General features: G+C 47.4%; 13 protein-coding genes, 1 tRNA gene, 1 other RNA gene and 1 pseudogene. 8 read left to right on the top strand and 8 right to left on the bottom strand.

Translation table 11 applies throughout. The features are described from left to right. Positions 1 to 55: 55 nt before the first annotated feature. From LO777_RS17455 to LO777_RS17465, 3 genes are all read right to left on the bottom strand, one after another. Positions 56 to 817 carry a deoxyribonuclease IV gene (locus tag LO777_RS17455; protein WP_329955756.1) on the bottom strand — a complete coding sequence of 254 codons (762 nt, stop codon included), beginning with the start codon at positions 815 to 817 and terminating at the stop codon, positions 56 to 58. A gap of 86 nt (positions 818 to 903) precedes the next feature. Beyond that, a complete protein-coding gene (locus LO777_RS17460; RefSeq protein ID WP_228855110.1) occupies positions 904 to 2,754 on the bottom strand; it encodes a M48 family metallopeptidase in 1,851 nt (616 codons plus the stop codon). Positions 2,755 to 2,848: 94 nt separating this feature from the next. Continuing rightward, on the bottom strand, positions 2,849 to 3,013 hold the full coding sequence (locus LO777_RS17465) for a hypothetical protein (protein ID WP_228855111.1): 165 nt from the start codon (positions 3,011 to 3,013) through the stop codon (positions 2,849 to 2,851). Between the two features lie 30 nt (positions 3,014 to 3,043). Here LO777_RS17465 and LO777_RS17470 point away from each other — a divergent pair. From LO777_RS17470 to purF, 7 genes and pseudogenes are all read left to right on the top strand, one after another. Next, positions 3,044 to 3,120, top strand: a tRNA-Ile gene (locus tag LO777_RS17470). A gap of 201 nt (positions 3,121 to 3,321) precedes the next feature. Next, entirely contained in the window at positions 3,322 to 4,164 is an 843-nt protein-coding gene (locus LO777_RS17475; protein ID WP_228855112.1) for a Nif3-like dinuclear metal center hexameric protein, read from the top strand. Further along, positions 4,161 to 4,880, top strand: coding sequence for a zinc ribbon domain-containing protein (locus LO777_RS17480; protein ID WP_228855113.1), 720 nt, complete (start codon positions 4,161 to 4,163; stop codon positions 4,878 to 4,880). Before LO777_RS17475 ends, LO777_RS17480 begins: the two co-directional genes overlap by 4 nt. A 50-nt stretch (positions 4,881 to 4,930) precedes the next feature. Further along, an RNA gene (gene rnpB / locus LO777_RS17485) (RNase P RNA component class A) lies at positions 4,931 to 5,288 on the top strand. Between the two features lie 59 nt (positions 5,289 to 5,347). Beyond that, complete coding sequence (gene ispD / locus LO777_RS17490) at positions 5,348 to 6,529, top strand: 2-C-methyl-D-erythritol 4-phosphate cytidylyltransferase (protein ID WP_228855114.1); 1,182 nt, start codon at positions 5,348 to 5,350, stop codon at positions 6,527 to 6,529. Positions 6,530 to 6,623: 94 nt separating this feature from the next. Further along, a complete protein-coding gene (locus LO777_RS17495) occupies positions 6,624 to 7,772 on the top strand; it encodes a M20/M25/M40 family metallo-hydrolase (protein WP_228855115.1) in 1,149 nt (382 codons plus the stop codon). A gap of 321 nt (positions 7,773 to 8,093) precedes the next feature. Next, positions 8,094 to 9,514, top strand: a pseudogene (gene purF, locus LO777_RS17500) (amidophosphoribosyltransferase). A gap of 98 nt (positions 9,515 to 9,612) precedes the next feature. Here purF and LO777_RS17505 read toward each other — a convergent pair. Then, positions 9,613 to 10,509, bottom strand: a complete 897-nt coding sequence (locus LO777_RS17505; RefSeq protein WP_228855116.1) for a GGDEF domain-containing protein — start codon at positions 10,507 to 10,509, stop codon at positions 9,613 to 9,615. A 554-nt stretch (positions 10,510 to 11,063) separates the two neighbouring features. Here LO777_RS17505 and LO777_RS17510 point away from each other — a divergent pair. Next, positions 11,064 to 11,843, top strand: a complete 780-nt coding sequence (locus tag LO777_RS17510) for a hypothetical protein (protein ID WP_228855117.1) — start codon at positions 11,064 to 11,066, stop codon at positions 11,841 to 11,843. A 213-nt stretch (positions 11,844 to 12,056) separates the two neighbouring features. On the opposite strand, the gene LO777_RS17515 is transcribed toward LO777_RS17510, so the two are convergent. The 4 genes from LO777_RS17515 to LO777_RS17530 form a co-directional block, all read right to left on the bottom strand. Further along, complete coding sequence (locus LO777_RS17515) at positions 12,057 to 12,260, bottom strand: hypothetical protein (RefSeq protein WP_228855118.1); 204 nt, start codon at positions 12,258 to 12,260, stop codon at positions 12,057 to 12,059. A 14-nt stretch (positions 12,261 to 12,274) separates the two neighbouring features. Continuing rightward, positions 12,275 to 12,514 carry a hypothetical protein gene (locus tag LO777_RS17520; protein ID WP_228855119.1) on the bottom strand — a complete coding sequence of 80 codons (240 nt, stop codon included), beginning with the start codon at positions 12,512 to 12,514 and terminating at the stop codon, positions 12,275 to 12,277. Between the two features lie 325 nt (positions 12,515 to 12,839). After that, positions 12,840 to 13,490, bottom strand: coding sequence for a class I SAM-dependent methyltransferase (locus LO777_RS17525; RefSeq protein WP_228855120.1), 651 nt, complete (start codon positions 13,488 to 13,490; stop codon positions 12,840 to 12,842). Positions 13,491 to 13,676: 186 nt separating this feature from the next. After that, a complete protein-coding gene (locus tag LO777_RS17530) occupies positions 13,677 to 14,747 on the bottom strand; it encodes an oxidoreductase (RefSeq protein ID WP_228855121.1) in 1,071 nt (356 codons plus the stop codon). Positions 14,748 to 14,823: the final 76 nt, after the last annotated feature.

Below are 14,823 nucleotides of genomic sequence, written 5' to 3' on the forward strand. Positions count from 1 at the left end.
TACCGGTTTTTGCAACAAAAAATCAGACCTGGTCCGCATTTCTCCTCGGTTCAGGTTATATCTTTATAAGGGATCGGAGTGTTGCCAGGTTTTCAATATCTTCCTGCAGATTTTCACCTTTGGGCGTTTCAAGGGTCATTGGAATTGTTTTAAACCGTGTATCATTCAGCAGGTTGGCAAATCCCTCGAGCCCTATGGCGCCCCTGCCGATGTGTTCGTGTCTGTCCACCCGACTGCCCAGCTCTTTTTTTGAATCGTTAAGGTGGAAGAATTTCACCCTGGAAAGACCAACGATATTTTCCAGTTTCGCAATTGTTTCATTGTAACTTTTTTTTGTGCGCAGGTCATATCCGGCGGCAAAAATATGACAGGTGTCTACGCAGACCCCCAGTCTTTTTTTATTCTTTGAATTATCCAGGATAAAGGCAAGTTCCTCAAAACTCCTGCCCAACCCTGTTCCCTGGCCCGCCGTTGTTTCGAGCAGTACTCCGACTTCAGTCCCGCTTTCATCCATGGCCCTGTCAAGCCCGGCCACCACACGTTCAAGACCTGTTTCAACTCCGTCTCCACCATGGGAGCCCGGATGAAGGACCACCTGCTCAATACCGAGTCGCTGGCATCGCTGCAGTTCAAGAATAAAGGCATTAACCGATTTTTCCAGCAGTTCTTCCTTCGCGGTGGCGAAATTTATCAGGTATGAGGCATGGGAAACCACGGGAATTACCCGTTTCTTCCACGCCCGCTTAAACAGGTGAACTTCATCATCCTTGAGTTGGGCAGGTTTCCATTGCCGCTGGTTCCTGGTAAATATCTGCAGGGCATCTCCCCCACTTTATCAATTCTCTCGAAGGCACGGAACAACCCTCCTGCCACCGATTCATGTGCTCCCAGTTGTATCATTGTTTACTCCGGATTTTTTTCAGTCTTATTTTTCTCTGCCAGAGCCCTGATTTCATCTTCATAGGATTCACTGGTGAATTTTGCGATGCGGGCCTGGTAGAATCGCTTCTGGGCGCTGTCTATCCGCATTGCCTCCTCCTCGATTTTCACTGCTTCCTCCACAAGTCCCATGGCCCAGTAAGCGGTGGCCAGGGTGTCGAGGATATGGGGCTTCGGCTGCAGGGCGACTGCTCCCCGGGCCAGGGTCAGTGCCTTAACAGGGTTTCGAAGGGATACGTCTTCACTGGTCAGGAGCAGCCAGGCAAGGTTGTTCATAATCTCAGGATTCGTCGGTTCGATACTGTATGCCTTTTCGTAAGCCTCAAGCGCCTTTCTCTCCATTTTCCGGTTAAGCATGAGGTCACCAATCATCCGTTGCCAGAGGGCCCGTTCAGGCTCCTGTTTGACCTTCTGCAGGAGGAAGGTTTCCGCATAGTTTTCCTGGTATCTTTTTGCCAGTTCATCCGTGGGAATCCTGGAAAGCAACAGGGCGGACAGTGCCATGATACAGCAGTATCCTACCAGGCTGTAACGCACCTTCCTGTTATGGCGCTCTACCCGGACAGGTTCTCTTTCAGCTTGCTCAAGACAGGTAATTCGTTCACCGATTCCGAAATGGTGCCAGTTCGGCTGATCCCTTATATCACCGCTGAGAAGTGCGATTTTTTCAAAGGCGGAAATAAGCGGCCTGCCACTGCCCACAGCCGACAGGGTGAACAGGTCCGCCTGTCTTTCGAAATTGCGGATAAAATAGCCGAAAATGTATCTGAAGTAGATAATCATGAAAAAAAGCAACGGCACAGCTCCGGCCACAGTCAGGATGCTTTCTGCACTCATGTTGAACTGCATCATTGCCCGGTTGAGGGGATCAATGGAAAGTACCAGGTAGACCATGGGTTCTGCCACAAGACCGGCCAGCAGGCTGAACCCTGCTATCAGAAAGACATAGAGCAGCAGATGTCGTTTTTTTATGTGGCCGAGTTCGTGGGCTATGACAGCCTCCAGTTCTTCCAGACTCAAGGTCTCCAGGAGAGCTGGAGTGATGAGAATATATCGCAGGCCGGGGACGATTCCCACTACACCCGCAGTCAGAACCCTTCCTTCGAAAAGGGGCCAGAGGTAAAAATCGGCCGAAAACCCCTGGCGTTTACAGAATTTTTCCAGCCTTTCCTTCAAGTAGCCGTCGGGAAGTTTTTTACATCCCCACAACCTGCGGACAAGCGGCGGAAAAAAGAGGATGACGAATCCGAGAAAAACTGCAAAAAAGAGCAGATCCCCCCACTGGGAGCCGGCAAATTTCTGCAACCCCGGGAAGGGCAGAAGGGCCAGCAGATCATAACAGAGTGATAATATGATCCAGGGCAGAACTATGGGGAGATTTACCTTCAGATTGGCAAGAACAAAGCCTGAAACCGAGTATTTCCGATCGAATATCCGTTGGTAATTTTCTTTGCCCGCCCGCCACATCAGGGCAAGAAAAATGATAAAAATCAATAGACCGAGAATATTGACCAGGGCAGGCATGAGCCCCGCACCGGGAAGGCGCGAAAGGTAGAATTTCGGGTCGCAACTGTAGAGAGATACAGCGAAAAAACAGAGGGCAAGGATGGATAATCTCTTTTCGGTTCCAAAGTATCCGGCCGAACTTACAGCTGTCGGCTGCCGGTAGGCTCGCCTGGCAATACGATTATATCCCAGTAGCAGAAAGAGGAAAATCAGCCCTCCCTGCCATGCCGGGAGAAGAGGTTCGGTGGGTACACTGTCCACACTGAACAAAAAGATGGCGACCAGAAAATAGAGTAAATTGTTATACATAGCTGTTGATTAACTCGTGTCTGTCCATAAATGGCCTTTTTGCCCGATTTCTACGTCGCTACGAAAACATTTTTCGGAACGCCCACAACAGGATTCAGGAAAGAGTTATAATTATCTTTCCGCTGTTGGCAATGGGAAGATACAGATTGTCTATGTACGCGATGACATTTATGGACAGACACGAACTGGTGAAAAATGCGGATTGATAAAGATTTTTTATTTTGCGCCTGTTTTTCATTGACTTTTTTACTCGACTCATTTTATATACACTGTTTCATCGTCAGAAAAGGGGCGCATAGCTCAGTTGGCTAGAGCCATCGGCTCATAACCGATCGGTCGTAGGTTCGAGTCCTACTGCGCCCACCATTTCAAAATAATGTCTGACAGAACGTATAAGGATCATTGGAAAAACAAATTTTTTACATACAACACAGGGGAGGAATAACACCCCTTTTCTTTGTGCGTCGTTTTGGACAGAGAGAGCCAAACGGGCAAGTTGAATAAAAAGGTACATCCTGCGGGGTGTACCTTTTTTTATTGTATTACCGAGACATTCTGAGAAACAGCATGCGCGTTAAAGATATTGTCAACAGCCTCAACCATGATGCTCCCTTCGAGCTGGCGGAGCAGTGGGACAACGTGGGGCTTCTAGTGGGCGATCCGGAGCGGGAAGTCAGCTCAGTTCTGGTGGCCCTTGATCCCACCAACATCCTCCTTGATGAAGCCCTGACCGTAGGTGCCGATACTGTTGTTACCCATCACCCCGTCATTTTTAAGCCCCTGACGCATATCAATACAGCGGATCCCGCCGGCAGACTGCTTGAAAAGGCACTGGCGGGGAAAATCTCCATTATCTGCTGTCACACAAACCTTGACTCCGCCCGTGACGGTGTCAGTGATATTCTTGCCCGGCGCATCGGTCTCTCCGGACTTACTCCGTTGCTTCCCACGGGAGGAGATGGTGCTGTCGGAACAGGGCTTGGCCGAATAGGACAATATAAAAACCCTCTATCTGCCCGGCAATTTATACAGACAGTTCTGAATACCCTTAATCTGCAGTCGATTCAGATGGCTGGAAACCTCCCCGGGGTGATCCGGACTGTAGCCCTTTGCGGTGGCAGTGGTTCCGATCTGGCAAATCGAGCCTGGAGCCTGGGAGCAGATGTCTATCTTTCAGCCGAAATCAAACACAGTACAGCAATCTGGGCCAGGGAAAACAATTTCTGCATTATTGACGGTACTCATTTTGCGACGGAACAGCCGGCAGTTGCGCTTCTTGTCGAAAAACTGGAGAGCAGCTGCAGGCGACAGAACCGGAACATATCAATTCTACAATCAGAGACGGAACACCACCCTTTCGTCCTCATTGATAAAAATTACGATAATACCAACACAGGAGAATCATCTTGAACGAACATATTGCTCAACTCGTGGCACTTCAGGCGATTGACCGGGAAATTGATCTGATAGAAGGTAAAATCAAGTCCGAGCAGAACGGACTTGACGAACAGATTTCCGCTCTGGCAAAGAGGGAGGCTGTCATTAATGACCTGCAGGAAAAAATCAGCGCCTGCGAAAAGGAAGTTCGTACCCTCGAAGACGAGGTGGCAGAGAAAATGAACCATGTCCGGGAGCGTCAGTCAAAGATGATGCAGGTGCAGACCGGCCGGGAACAGACCGCATTATTGAAAGAAATAGAAGACGCCAAGAAAAGCGCCAAGGAAAATGAAGAAAAAATTATCAGTCTGATGGAAGAGGTCGAGAAGCTGAAGGTAGAAGCCGAGGAGGAGAAGAATCTTCTCAAGGGTGAAAAACAGCTTGTGGCTGAAGAGACTGAGAAGGTTCGCACAAATATTGAGTCGATTAATAAGGGTAAGAAATCAAAGGACAATGAGCGCAGAAAGCAGGCCAAACAGATAAAGGAAAATCTCCTGCGAAAATATGACACCCTTCGTGAGCGTAGAAATGGTCTGGCCGTGGTCAACGTGGTGGATGGAGTATGCCAGGGCTGCTATATGGCCATCCCGCCACAGAAATTTAATATGCTGCTTCGGGGAGATCTCATGTTTGACTGTCCCACATGTCAGCGAATCATGTATTATACACCGCCTGTTGAAGAAGAATAACACCCGTTTTTTTCTTTAATTTGTCAAGGTTTCCAGCTACAGTAAGAAATTGGAGCGGGTGCATGATCGCTCCGGTCTTTTCGGGCCGGAGAGGAAAGTCCGAACTCCGCAGGGCAGGATGGTTCGTAACGCGAACGCCGGGTGACCGGGGGAAAGTGCCACAGAAAACAGACCGCCCGGTGAATACCGGGTAAGGGTGAAACGGCGAGGTAAGAGCTCACCGCTTCCATGGTGACATGGAAGGCAGGGTAAACCCCATCCGGAGCAAGACCAAATAGGGAGATGTTTGAGGGCGGCCCGCCCGATATCTCCGGGTAGGTTGCAAGAGGTGTTGAGCAATCAACATCCCAGTGAAATGATCATGGCCCTTTCAGGGTACAGAATTCGGCTTATAACCCGCTCCTTTTACTTTTTTCTGAAACCTGCGCTTTATCAACTGCAGGTTTCAGGTTTTCTCCCAATGTCCCATGACATATTCCGCAGCCGCCATAATTCCCGCCGCAGGGATCGGTTCCAGGATGAAATTGAATCAGCCGAAACAGTTTTATCCACTGGCCGGTATTCCCATTCTTATCCATACTCTTCGTCCTTTTCTCAACAATGATCATATCTGCCAGGTTGTAGTTGTTGCAGCCGCCGACATGATTTCCGGAGTGCAAACTCTGCTGGTCGATCATTTCAGCAGGAGGCAGAGAGAAAAAATCAATGTGGTTGAAGGAGGAAAGCGGCGACAGGATTCTGTTCGGGCAGGACTTGAAGCCATAGACCCGGCAATGGATATTGTCCTCGTCCATGATGGCGCGCGTCCCCTGGTTTCAGAGACTATCATTAAAAACTGCTGCAAGGCTGTTCTTAAAGATGGTGCTGCCATTGTCGCGGTCCCCGTAAAGGATACTTTGAAGAAAAGTGACGGAAGCAGAAAGGTTGTCGCAACCCTGGACAGACGGAATGTTTTCCACGCTCAGACCCCGCAGGGTGCAAGGCTTTCCCTTTTTCAAAAAGCATTTACATTACTTGGGGACCGTGAAGTTACCGATGAGTCTGCCCTGCTCGAACTGGCAGGAATTCCTGTTACCATTGTGGAGGGTGCAGAAAACAACCTGAAAATCACCAGACCGGAAGATCTCTTTCTTGCAGAAAAGATAATGGACACATCAGACAGGACAACCATGCGGATAGGTCACGGCTTTGATGCTCACCGATTTGCCGACAACAGACAACTGGTACTCGGCGGTATAAAGATTCTCCATGAACAGGGACTGGCCGGACATTCTGATGCGGATGTTCTGACTCACGCTCTTTGCGATGCCGTTCTCGGTGCACTTGGGGCGGGGGATATCGGTCGCCATTTCCCCGATTCCGATGAGGAGTTTAAAGATATTTATTCCATTGTTCTCCTGGAAAAAGTAATGGAGCTAGCCGCCAGGCGCTCATTTTCTCTAGTCAATGCTGATATTACTGTTGTCTGCCAGGCACCGAAACTGGCACCCTATATCGAGAAAATAAAGCAAATGATAGCCGACAGTTGTAAAGTCGAAAAGGAAGCAATCAATATCAAGGCAACAACCACAGAAAAAATGGGATTTACTGGAAGAAAGGAGGGGATCAGCTGTCATGCTGTTGTCCTTCTCTCGTCACACGGCAAGTGATCAGAGGCACCGCATATTTACAAATCCTGTGACCAGTTACGTCACACGGGGTTGAGATTGCCTGATAATAAGAAAAAATAACCCAAAGAAAATTATGAAATTTGAAATAAACAAAGAGCGCCTCGCTGCAACCTTTACTACCCTCTGTGAAATCAGCAGTCCTTCAAAAAATGAAGCTGCAGTTGCCGCCTGGCTCAAGGAAAAGTTCACGGAACTGGGTGCCGATTATATTTATGAAGACGGTTCGGCAGCAAAAACAGGAGCCGACTGTGGTAATCTTATTATCCGTTTTGATGGTCATGGGGATGGGGAACCGTTTTTTTTCTCCTGCCATATGGATACTGTACAGCCTGGAGAAAATGTAAAGGTTATCCGCACGGGTGATATCTTTACCAGTGCGGGTGATACTGTACTTGGGAGTGATGATAAGTCCGGTATTGCCGCCATCATTGAGATGATAACCCTGCTCAGGGAGCAGGATATTCCTCATCCGACCATCGAAATTATTATTACAACCTGTGAAGAGATCGGTCTGCGTGGGGCTAAAAACCTTGAGTTTGGCAAGTTACAGTCCACTTATGGTTATGCCCTGGATTCAACCGGTATCGACCGTGTCATATACGGTGCTCCCGCGGCAAACCGGTTCAGCATTAAGGTCAGAGGAATAGCGGCCCATGCTGGTCTTGATCCGGAAACAGGGATAAACGCCCTTGCCCTTGCAGCACAGGCCCTCGACAGAATAAAGGTCGGCAGGCTAGATGAGGAGTCCACCAGGAATTTTGGTCTGATTAGCGGTGGGGTTGCAACAAATATTGTACCCGAGTGTATCACAATTTACGGGGAAGTACGTAGCCATTCTCTGGAAAAACTGGAGAAATATACGAAAGAAGTTATTACCCTGTTTAATGAGGTCGTTGACAGTACACCGAAAAAGCAGCAGGATGGTTTTTTGCGTCCATCGGTTGAATGGAGTGTTGAGGAAGAATACCCGGTTCTTGCCCTTGATCGAAATGCACCTGTGATAAAAAGAATTGAACAGGCTGCAGAAAAGATAGGTAAAAAGATGGAATTTCTTATTGCCGGGGGTGGCAGTGACGCCAATATCTACTGTGGCCATGGTTTGCCGACTGCCATTGTCGCAACAGGAATGGACAGGGTCCATACAGTTGATGAACAGCTTGACCTGAACGACTGTGTCAGTCTCACTGAGCTTATCTGTTCCCTGGCTAGTGTCTGTCCATAAATGGCCTTTTTGCCCGATTTCTGCGTCGCTACGAAAAATAAAAATGCTCACATATGTCTAATATGCTGCGCTTTTTATTTTTCTATGCTCTTTGAACTCGAACAAAAAATCTCATTTCTTGACAGACACTGGCTACACTGAATTCGTGAAGGTTTTACTCATTTTGGGGGAAATAATGGGTTGTACTGCACTTTTACTTCTTTCCTGTTGAATTTCGCCCGAACTTAATATAAATTTCATCGTATCGGAATCCAAGGCACAAAGATGCAACTCTTTGTGCCTTTACCATTTTACGCCAGACAACAGCAGGCAGAGGCCATGATGGCAGATCACAACAGTTTACAATTCCGTCCTGAGCGCCCCACCCACGAATGTGGAGTGTGTGGTATTTTTAACCATAAAGATTCTTCAAAACTGACTTATTTCGGCCTCTACGCCCTGCAGCACAGGGGCAGGAAAGTGCGGGTATTGTTACCTCTGATGGCAAAGATGTCAACATCCACAAGGATATGGGGCTTGTCCCCGAAGTATTTTCAGAAGAGATTCTCCAGGGGCTGAAGGGGCATATCTCCATCGGTCATGTCCGCTATTCAACCACGGGAGCGTCAAATGTCATCAATACTCAGCCACTCATGGTGATGCATAAGGGTACGACTCTTGCCGTGGCCCATAATGGCAATCTGGTCAACTCCATTCAACTGCGCTCAAGACTGGAGGAGCAGGGATCAATTTTTCAGACTACCATGGACAGCGAGGTTATTCTCCATCTCATGGCCAAGGCAAGTCAGTTCGGCCTGGAAAAAGCTCTGACCGAAACATTTTCCTCGCTGAAAGGTGCCTATTCCCTGCTGATGATGACCCAGGACACGATGATAGCGGTCCGTGATCCGGATGGTTTCAGGCCACTCTGCCTGGGTAAATTAAATAACGGCGGCTGGGTTGTTGCTTCCGAAACCTGCGCTCTTGATCTCATCGAGGCGGATTACGTCCGGGAAATTGAGCCGGGAGAAGTTCTTATCTTCCATAAGGACAAGATGCATTCCATTTTTCCCTGGCCCGGGCAGGACAGTCATTTCTGTATTTTCGAACAGGTCTATTTTGCCCGCCCCGATTCCGATATTTTCGGGATAAATGTCTACAAATCACGAAAACGGATGGGTGAGATTCTGGCCAGAGAGGCGCATATTGATGCAGATTTTGTCATGCCGTTTCCCGATTCGGGCAACTATGCAGCTATCGGTTACTCCCAGGCCTCCGGCATTCCACTGGAAATGGGGGTTATTAGAAATCATTATGTCGGGCGAACTTTTATCCAGCCGACACAGTCCATGCGGGATTTTAATGTCAAGGTGAAGCTCAACCCGGTGCGTTCCTTCTTAAAAGGAAAACGCGTAATTATTGTTGAAGATTCCATTATCAGGGGGACAACAGGGAAAAGCCGTGTCAGGGCTCTCAGGAAAGCGGGGGCAAAGGAAGTGCATATGGTTGTGAGTTGCCCGCCAACGCGCCATGCCTGTTATTACGGAATTGATTTTCCTTCTTCCACTCAGCTCATTGCCAACAAGAAAGAGGTGGAGGAAATTGCCGGGTACCTGGGACTCGATTCTCTGCATTATCTGAGTCTGGAGGGACTGGTGGAAGCGACGGGAATGGAAAAAAAGGGATTCTGCCTGGCCTGTTTTGACGGCATATATCCGGTTGAACCGGACAAATCCTTTCATAAGGATGCACTTGAAGGGTAGAAAAAGGGTAACAGGTTACAGGGTACCGGATTTTTCCACGATCAGCCTGACTTATGTATGACTAATATGATGCGCCAGGCTGTTTTAAAAAAAGGAAATCAGATCTTGGTGACGACGCAGTTTTTTCCGCTGTCTTTCGCCTCGTACATGGCTCTATCCGCCCGCTGGATCATTTCTTTTTCATCCTGTGTCCGGTCCAGATGCATGTTGCGTCTGCAGGCGACCAGGCCGATTGACAGTGTTGTTTTTCCGTAACTCTTCTCCACAAAACTGAGCAGGATACGTTGGACAATTTCTGTTCCCTGGTCAGGGCTTGCCTGGGGCAGGAGCAGGGCAAACTCATCTCCCCCAAGCCTGAAACACATATCAACCTTATCCCGGGTACATTCCATCAATATTTTCCCCAGTCCAATGAGCACCTCATCTCCCGCCTGGTGTCCATATTTATCGTTATATTCCTTAAAATTATCGATATCAAGAAGGGCGAGTATCAGGGGATAATTCTGACGATGTGCCCGCTCAACCTCATAAGAGAAGCGCTCGTTAAAGGATCTTCGGTTCTGCAGTCCTGTCAGGTCGTCGTGTCTGGACAATCTTTCCAGTTTACGGATCAGATTTCTTTCACGTACCGCTCTTGCCAGTTTGGCCTCCAACTCTGCCTGGTCGATCGGTTTTTTTATGAAATCAATCGCCCCCGCCTGGATAACCTTCGCGTAGCTCGCCTTTTCCGAAAATCCCGTGGAGATAATAACATCAGTATCCTTATGGTGTTTCTTTATATATGCCAGCAGTTCGAGACCATCCATTCCGGGCATGACTACGTCGGACAGAACCAGATCAATCGCTGTTGATTTCAGGACTTCTAGTGCTTCAATACCATCACCGGCAACGAGACAATGGTAACCCATGCTTCCGACGAGCACACTGAGGGTCATTCGGACCAGTTCGTCATCGTCGACGATGAGAATTACGATTTTTTCTTTCTTTTCTTCCATATATTTTCATTAAAAATACTGAATATCAATTGTACACATTGAATAATCTCAGCTGAACCAGTATGGCTGAATTTAATGGCTCAGCTGCAACAAAGTAATGGAAATCTGATTGCGGCAAACGACCTTTGGCAGCTGAATTTTCAAATAAAACTCTAACTGCAAATGTCAAGAAAGTCCAGATCACACTTTTTTTTCATGACATGTTCAGGAAAAAATTGCCAGAGAGCCCTTAATAACTGAAATAATTTTTCAATTTGTTAGTATCTGCACGATAAGAATGATAGAATGGAAAAAGGATACTTGATTACGCACGAAACTCAACCTGGTTTTTATGAACCTGGAGAAATGCGGGTTATCAGGTGTATTTTCAATCCGAACGTGTTTCATGGGTCTTCAGAAGAGGATATAACAGATTCGGTATATGGTCAGCCGGTAATGAATAATAAATATATCACAAAGATTTTTGAGGGGGATACAGCGGAAATCCACTTAATGAAATACTCTTCCTCGCGTCAATAATTTCTCCTGCCGTCGATAATGCTCTTATCCGGGACATGGACAGGGATCTGTCCTCGTTCTTTTCAGGAACACACCCCCTGTTCAAGAAAAACACACTGAAATATCACGATCTTCGTCATAGCAAGATGGTGGTCCTGGCTACGATCCGGCTGTTTCATGGCCTGCACTGCAATAACATACCTGTCAACAATGATACGCTGACAAAAGGGCTGCTCAGTGCCTATTTTCATGATACAGGTATGTTACTGCAGGAGGGGGAGAAGGCAAAGTCCGGAGCGGAGTATATGGCCAACCACGAACGGCGTTCTGTCTATTTTCTTGAACAGTACAGCATACTGAAAAATCTGGACAGAAAGATCGTGAAAGATTGTGCGGCCATTATTCAGTACACTGATCTCTCGGTCGATCCAGGAGCCTTTTCACACCATTCTGAGGAAGTAAACCTTGCAGGACGGGTTGTCGGAACAGCTGACATACTGGCCCAGATGGCCGATCGTTATTACCTTGAGGCGCTGCCGATCCTTTATCGTGAAATTAAAAAAGGAGGAACCGGCAATTTTGTGTCAGCGCTGGATCTGATGCAGCATACAATGAATTTTTACCACAATATTGCCCTGAAACGATTGCAGATCACCTTTGCTGACACTTCAAGATCGATGCAGGTGCATTTTCGTGAAAGATACTCCATCGACCGCAACCTCTATACAGAGTATGTCAATAAAAATATGCAATATCTCAATAAGATATTGCAGTATTGTCAAGCTGATACCGGCTGTATTGAGCAGTATCTCAGAAGAAAGCCACCGGCTGGCTGATCAGATAACTGTACAATTGATACTATGATGGACTCGTAAAAACTCCGATCTACTGCGTTGTGGGGTGATCGTGTAATGCTCGACGTACCATATGTACGCCTGCGCTTACACGACACCGCCACGCCTTGTATATCGAAGTTTTTCCAGAGTCCATCTGAGAACGTTGAACGACTTTTTACGAGATCATCATACTATGGATTCAGGTGAAGAATCTTATTTTGTCCGTGGATCTTTTCCTGTCTCGAACATTTCAAACAGATCGTAAAACAACTTGGTGACAGTGCTGAAGTGAGTTGTTGATCCCGAAGAGGCATAGGCTCTTGTCAGCTCCATGGCCTTGGCTATGGATTCCTGACTTTCCAGGTTATTGGGGTCTTTCATGGCGGCAACCAGCTTTTTTCCTATATCATCCGGCATAATTTATTCAATTTTCAGCTGTTATTTTTTCGACTGCAGACGGTAAGCACTTTCCTGTTAAGGTTTTCAAGAAATTTTGAAAGTTTCTTTTCCGCACTCTTAATTACATTTGTAATTTTAACATCATCCAGAGCACCGACGACTGTCCCACAGTTAACACATTGGATCAGGCAAAACTTATGGCCTTTTGGAGTTGTGACATGGACAGCCTCAAACTCATGATGCTCACAAGCAGGACATTTTGATCTGGCCATAACAACACCTCTCGATAGAATTTGTTACTGTTCGGTGTGTAGCATACAATAACGGGAAAACACCAGCTGTTCAAGAAACTCTTGCAGAGCGGGTACAACCCGAGGCAATATTATAATCACTCTACCGAGAAGTGTTATGAATTATTCTTCATTTTACCTCAAACTTCCACTTGAGAAAATGTAAATCAGTAAATTTGTCAAATACAGGAATGGAATTATCCGTCTTGTTGTATCTGGTCACAGGATTTGTAACCCTGTGTTTTCCTTTATCTTAACCTTGTAAATGATCAGGGGTGCCGTAGATTCATGCAGGCGCGACTGGCTGCTATAGCCCACTATGCGGGCAGTCGCGACCGTGCGAATATGCGGTGCCCCTGACACTTACGTCTTGTTTTGTTGGTCTCGTAAGATAAGTCAACCAGATATCATTGGTACAGACAGGCGATATATCCCGGCTGAATTCTACTGTTTTCATACCAAGCCGGGTGAAAACAGTTTCAAGATTATGCGATTCCCAGAGAGTGAAAACCCGACCATCCCGGGCTGTACTCCGTCCACAACCTTCCTTCAGGGTAATCAACAGGAGGCCATCGGGTTTCAATCCCTTTTGTAACTTATCAAGAACCTTTGGGAGTTCATGGGGGTGCAGGTGGACCAGGGATGCAATAAGAAGCATGGCATCAAAAGCCAACCGGGAAAAATCATGATCATGAAAATCCCCCTCAATAACGGGACATCCGGAATTCTCCCGGGCCAGCCGGGCAAGACCTGGAGATCGTTCAAACCCTGTTACAGAATACCCCCTGCGGCTGAGCCAGCACAGATCACGGCCAGAGCCGCAACCAACATCCAGAATAGTCGCTCTTTCAGGCAGATGTTCGGTTAAATGGGAGAGAAAAGAAGAAGGATCGATCATAAAGGTTCGATCATGGTATTCCTGAAAGTGCTCTGTGTAATAATTTGAATACAATACCATGATGATCTCGTAAAAAGTCGTTCAACGTTCTCAGATGGACTCTGGAAAAACTTCGATATACAAGGCGTGGTGGTGTCGTGTAAGCGCAGGCGTACATAGAGTACGTCGAGCATTACACGATCACCCCACAACGCAGTAGATCGGAGTTTTTACGAGTCCATCAAACCATTATCCTTCAGATAACTCCTATGGCAGGGGTTCCGGAGTATAGGCAACAGCAGCCTCTTCCGACGTGTATCTCTTCAGATCCCTGTCTGCACGCACATCGTCAATCCAGTCTGGATTTAAAAGCAGTGATTTTCCTACGAGAATTATATCGGCATCGTCGAGGGCGTTTTCAGCACTTGCTCTGTCATGGATACCACCGCAGATCAACAGGGGCAGATCAGTCATTTCCCTTGTCAGTCGGGCCATGTTTCGGTCGGTGCCGAAAGCAGGCTGATTATATTCATACGTGGAAACGGAGATGGCGTCAACAGGTTCCAGGGAGAGCAGACTGATGGTTTTCTGGTAATCTTCCTTTGATTCAAAGAGAGAAACATCCATGTCCGCAATTCCCCAGTTGGAAACCCTGACCATCAGTAACCGGTTCTTCGGTATAACTTTGCTGACAGCCTGTATGACTTCATGGAAAAAACGAAACCGGTTCTCTGTTGACCCCCCATATTCATCGTCCCGCCCGTTGGAATACCATGACAGGAACTGACTGATCAGGTAGCCGTGGGCACCGTGGATTTCCACACCATCAAATCCAGCCTCGATTGCTCCTCTGGCCGTTTCCACGAAACCCGAAATAACATGACTGATATCAAATCTGCTCATCATTTCCGGTACAGGATAGGGAGATTGGGTCAGTGGATTATCCTGGGTGGGCGCTATCCCACTCGGGGCAACAGTGCGACCAGCCGGATTCACTTCGGGCCATGACATACGGCCACAATGAAACATCTGTAGAATTGCGATTGCACCTTCCTGCTGAATTTTACGGACAACCGGTTTCCATGCATCAATCTGTTTCTGTGTCACAATTCTGGCTTGCCCGGGGTACCCCTGGGCACTTTCGTAATCAGTGAGAATAGCTTCCGTATAGATAATGGCAGCCCCATTTTTTGCCCTTCGCACCAGAAACTCAAAAACATCCTGCCTGGGAATCCCGTCTGTGGAAGCAGACATTCTTGTCATGGGGGCCACTCCTGTACGGTTTTTCAAGGTGAAATTTTTTATCTTAAACGGTGAAAAAATTTTATCACTTTCCATATTGGTTCTCCTTTGACCTAAATCCTGCAATTGGCAAGTTTACCCAGAGATGCGAGGCATCAAGGGCGCAGACGTA

Source organism: Desulfomarina profundi (genome assembly GCF_019703855.1).
In the GTDB taxonomy this organism is placed as follows: domain Bacteria; phylum Desulfobacterota; class Desulfobulbia; order Desulfobulbales; family Desulfocapsaceae; genus Desulfomarina; species Desulfomarina profundi.

Bases quoted from the DNA above. Each gene is read 5' to 3' on its own strand.
- LO777_RS17460 (WP_228855110.1), bottom strand. From the start codon at position 2,754: ATGTATAACAATTTACTCTATTTTCTGGTCGCCATCTTTTTGTTCAGT.
- LO777_RS17465 (WP_228855111.1), bottom strand. From the start codon at position 3,013: ATGAGTCGAGTAAAAAAGTCAATGAAAAACAGGCGCAAAATAAAAAAT.
- LO777_RS17475 (WP_228855112.1), top strand. From the start codon at position 3,322: ATGCGCGTTAAAGATATTGTCAACAGCCTCAACCATGATGCTCCCTTC.
- ispD (WP_228855114.1), top strand. From the start codon at position 5,348: ATGACATATTCCGCAGCCGCCATAATTCCCGCCGCAGGGATCGGTTCC.
- LO777_RS17495 (WP_228855115.1), top strand. From the start codon at position 6,624: ATGAAATTTGAAATAAACAAAGAGCGCCTCGCTGCAACCTTTACTACC.
- LO777_RS17505 (WP_228855116.1), bottom strand. From the start codon at position 10,509: ATGGAAGAAAAGAAAGAAAAAATCGTAATTCTCATCGTCGACGATGAC.
- LO777_RS17510 (WP_228855117.1), top strand. From the start codon at position 11,064: ATGGACAGGGATCTGTCCTCGTTCTTTTCAGGAACACACCCCCTGTTC.
- LO777_RS17515 (WP_228855118.1), bottom strand. From the start codon at position 12,260: ATGCCGGATGATATAGGAAAAAAGCTGGTTGCCGCCATGAAAGACCCC.
- LO777_RS17520 (WP_228855119.1), bottom strand. From the start codon at position 12,514: ATGGCCAGATCAAAATGTCCTGCTTGTGAGCATCATGAGTTTGAGGCT.
- LO777_RS17525 (WP_228855120.1), bottom strand. From the start codon at position 13,490: ATGGTATTGTATTCAAATTATTACACAGAGCACTTTCAGGAATACCAT.
- LO777_RS17530 (WP_228855121.1), bottom strand. From the start codon at position 14,747: ATGGAAAGTGATAAAATTTTTTCACCGTTTAAGATAAAAAATTTCACC.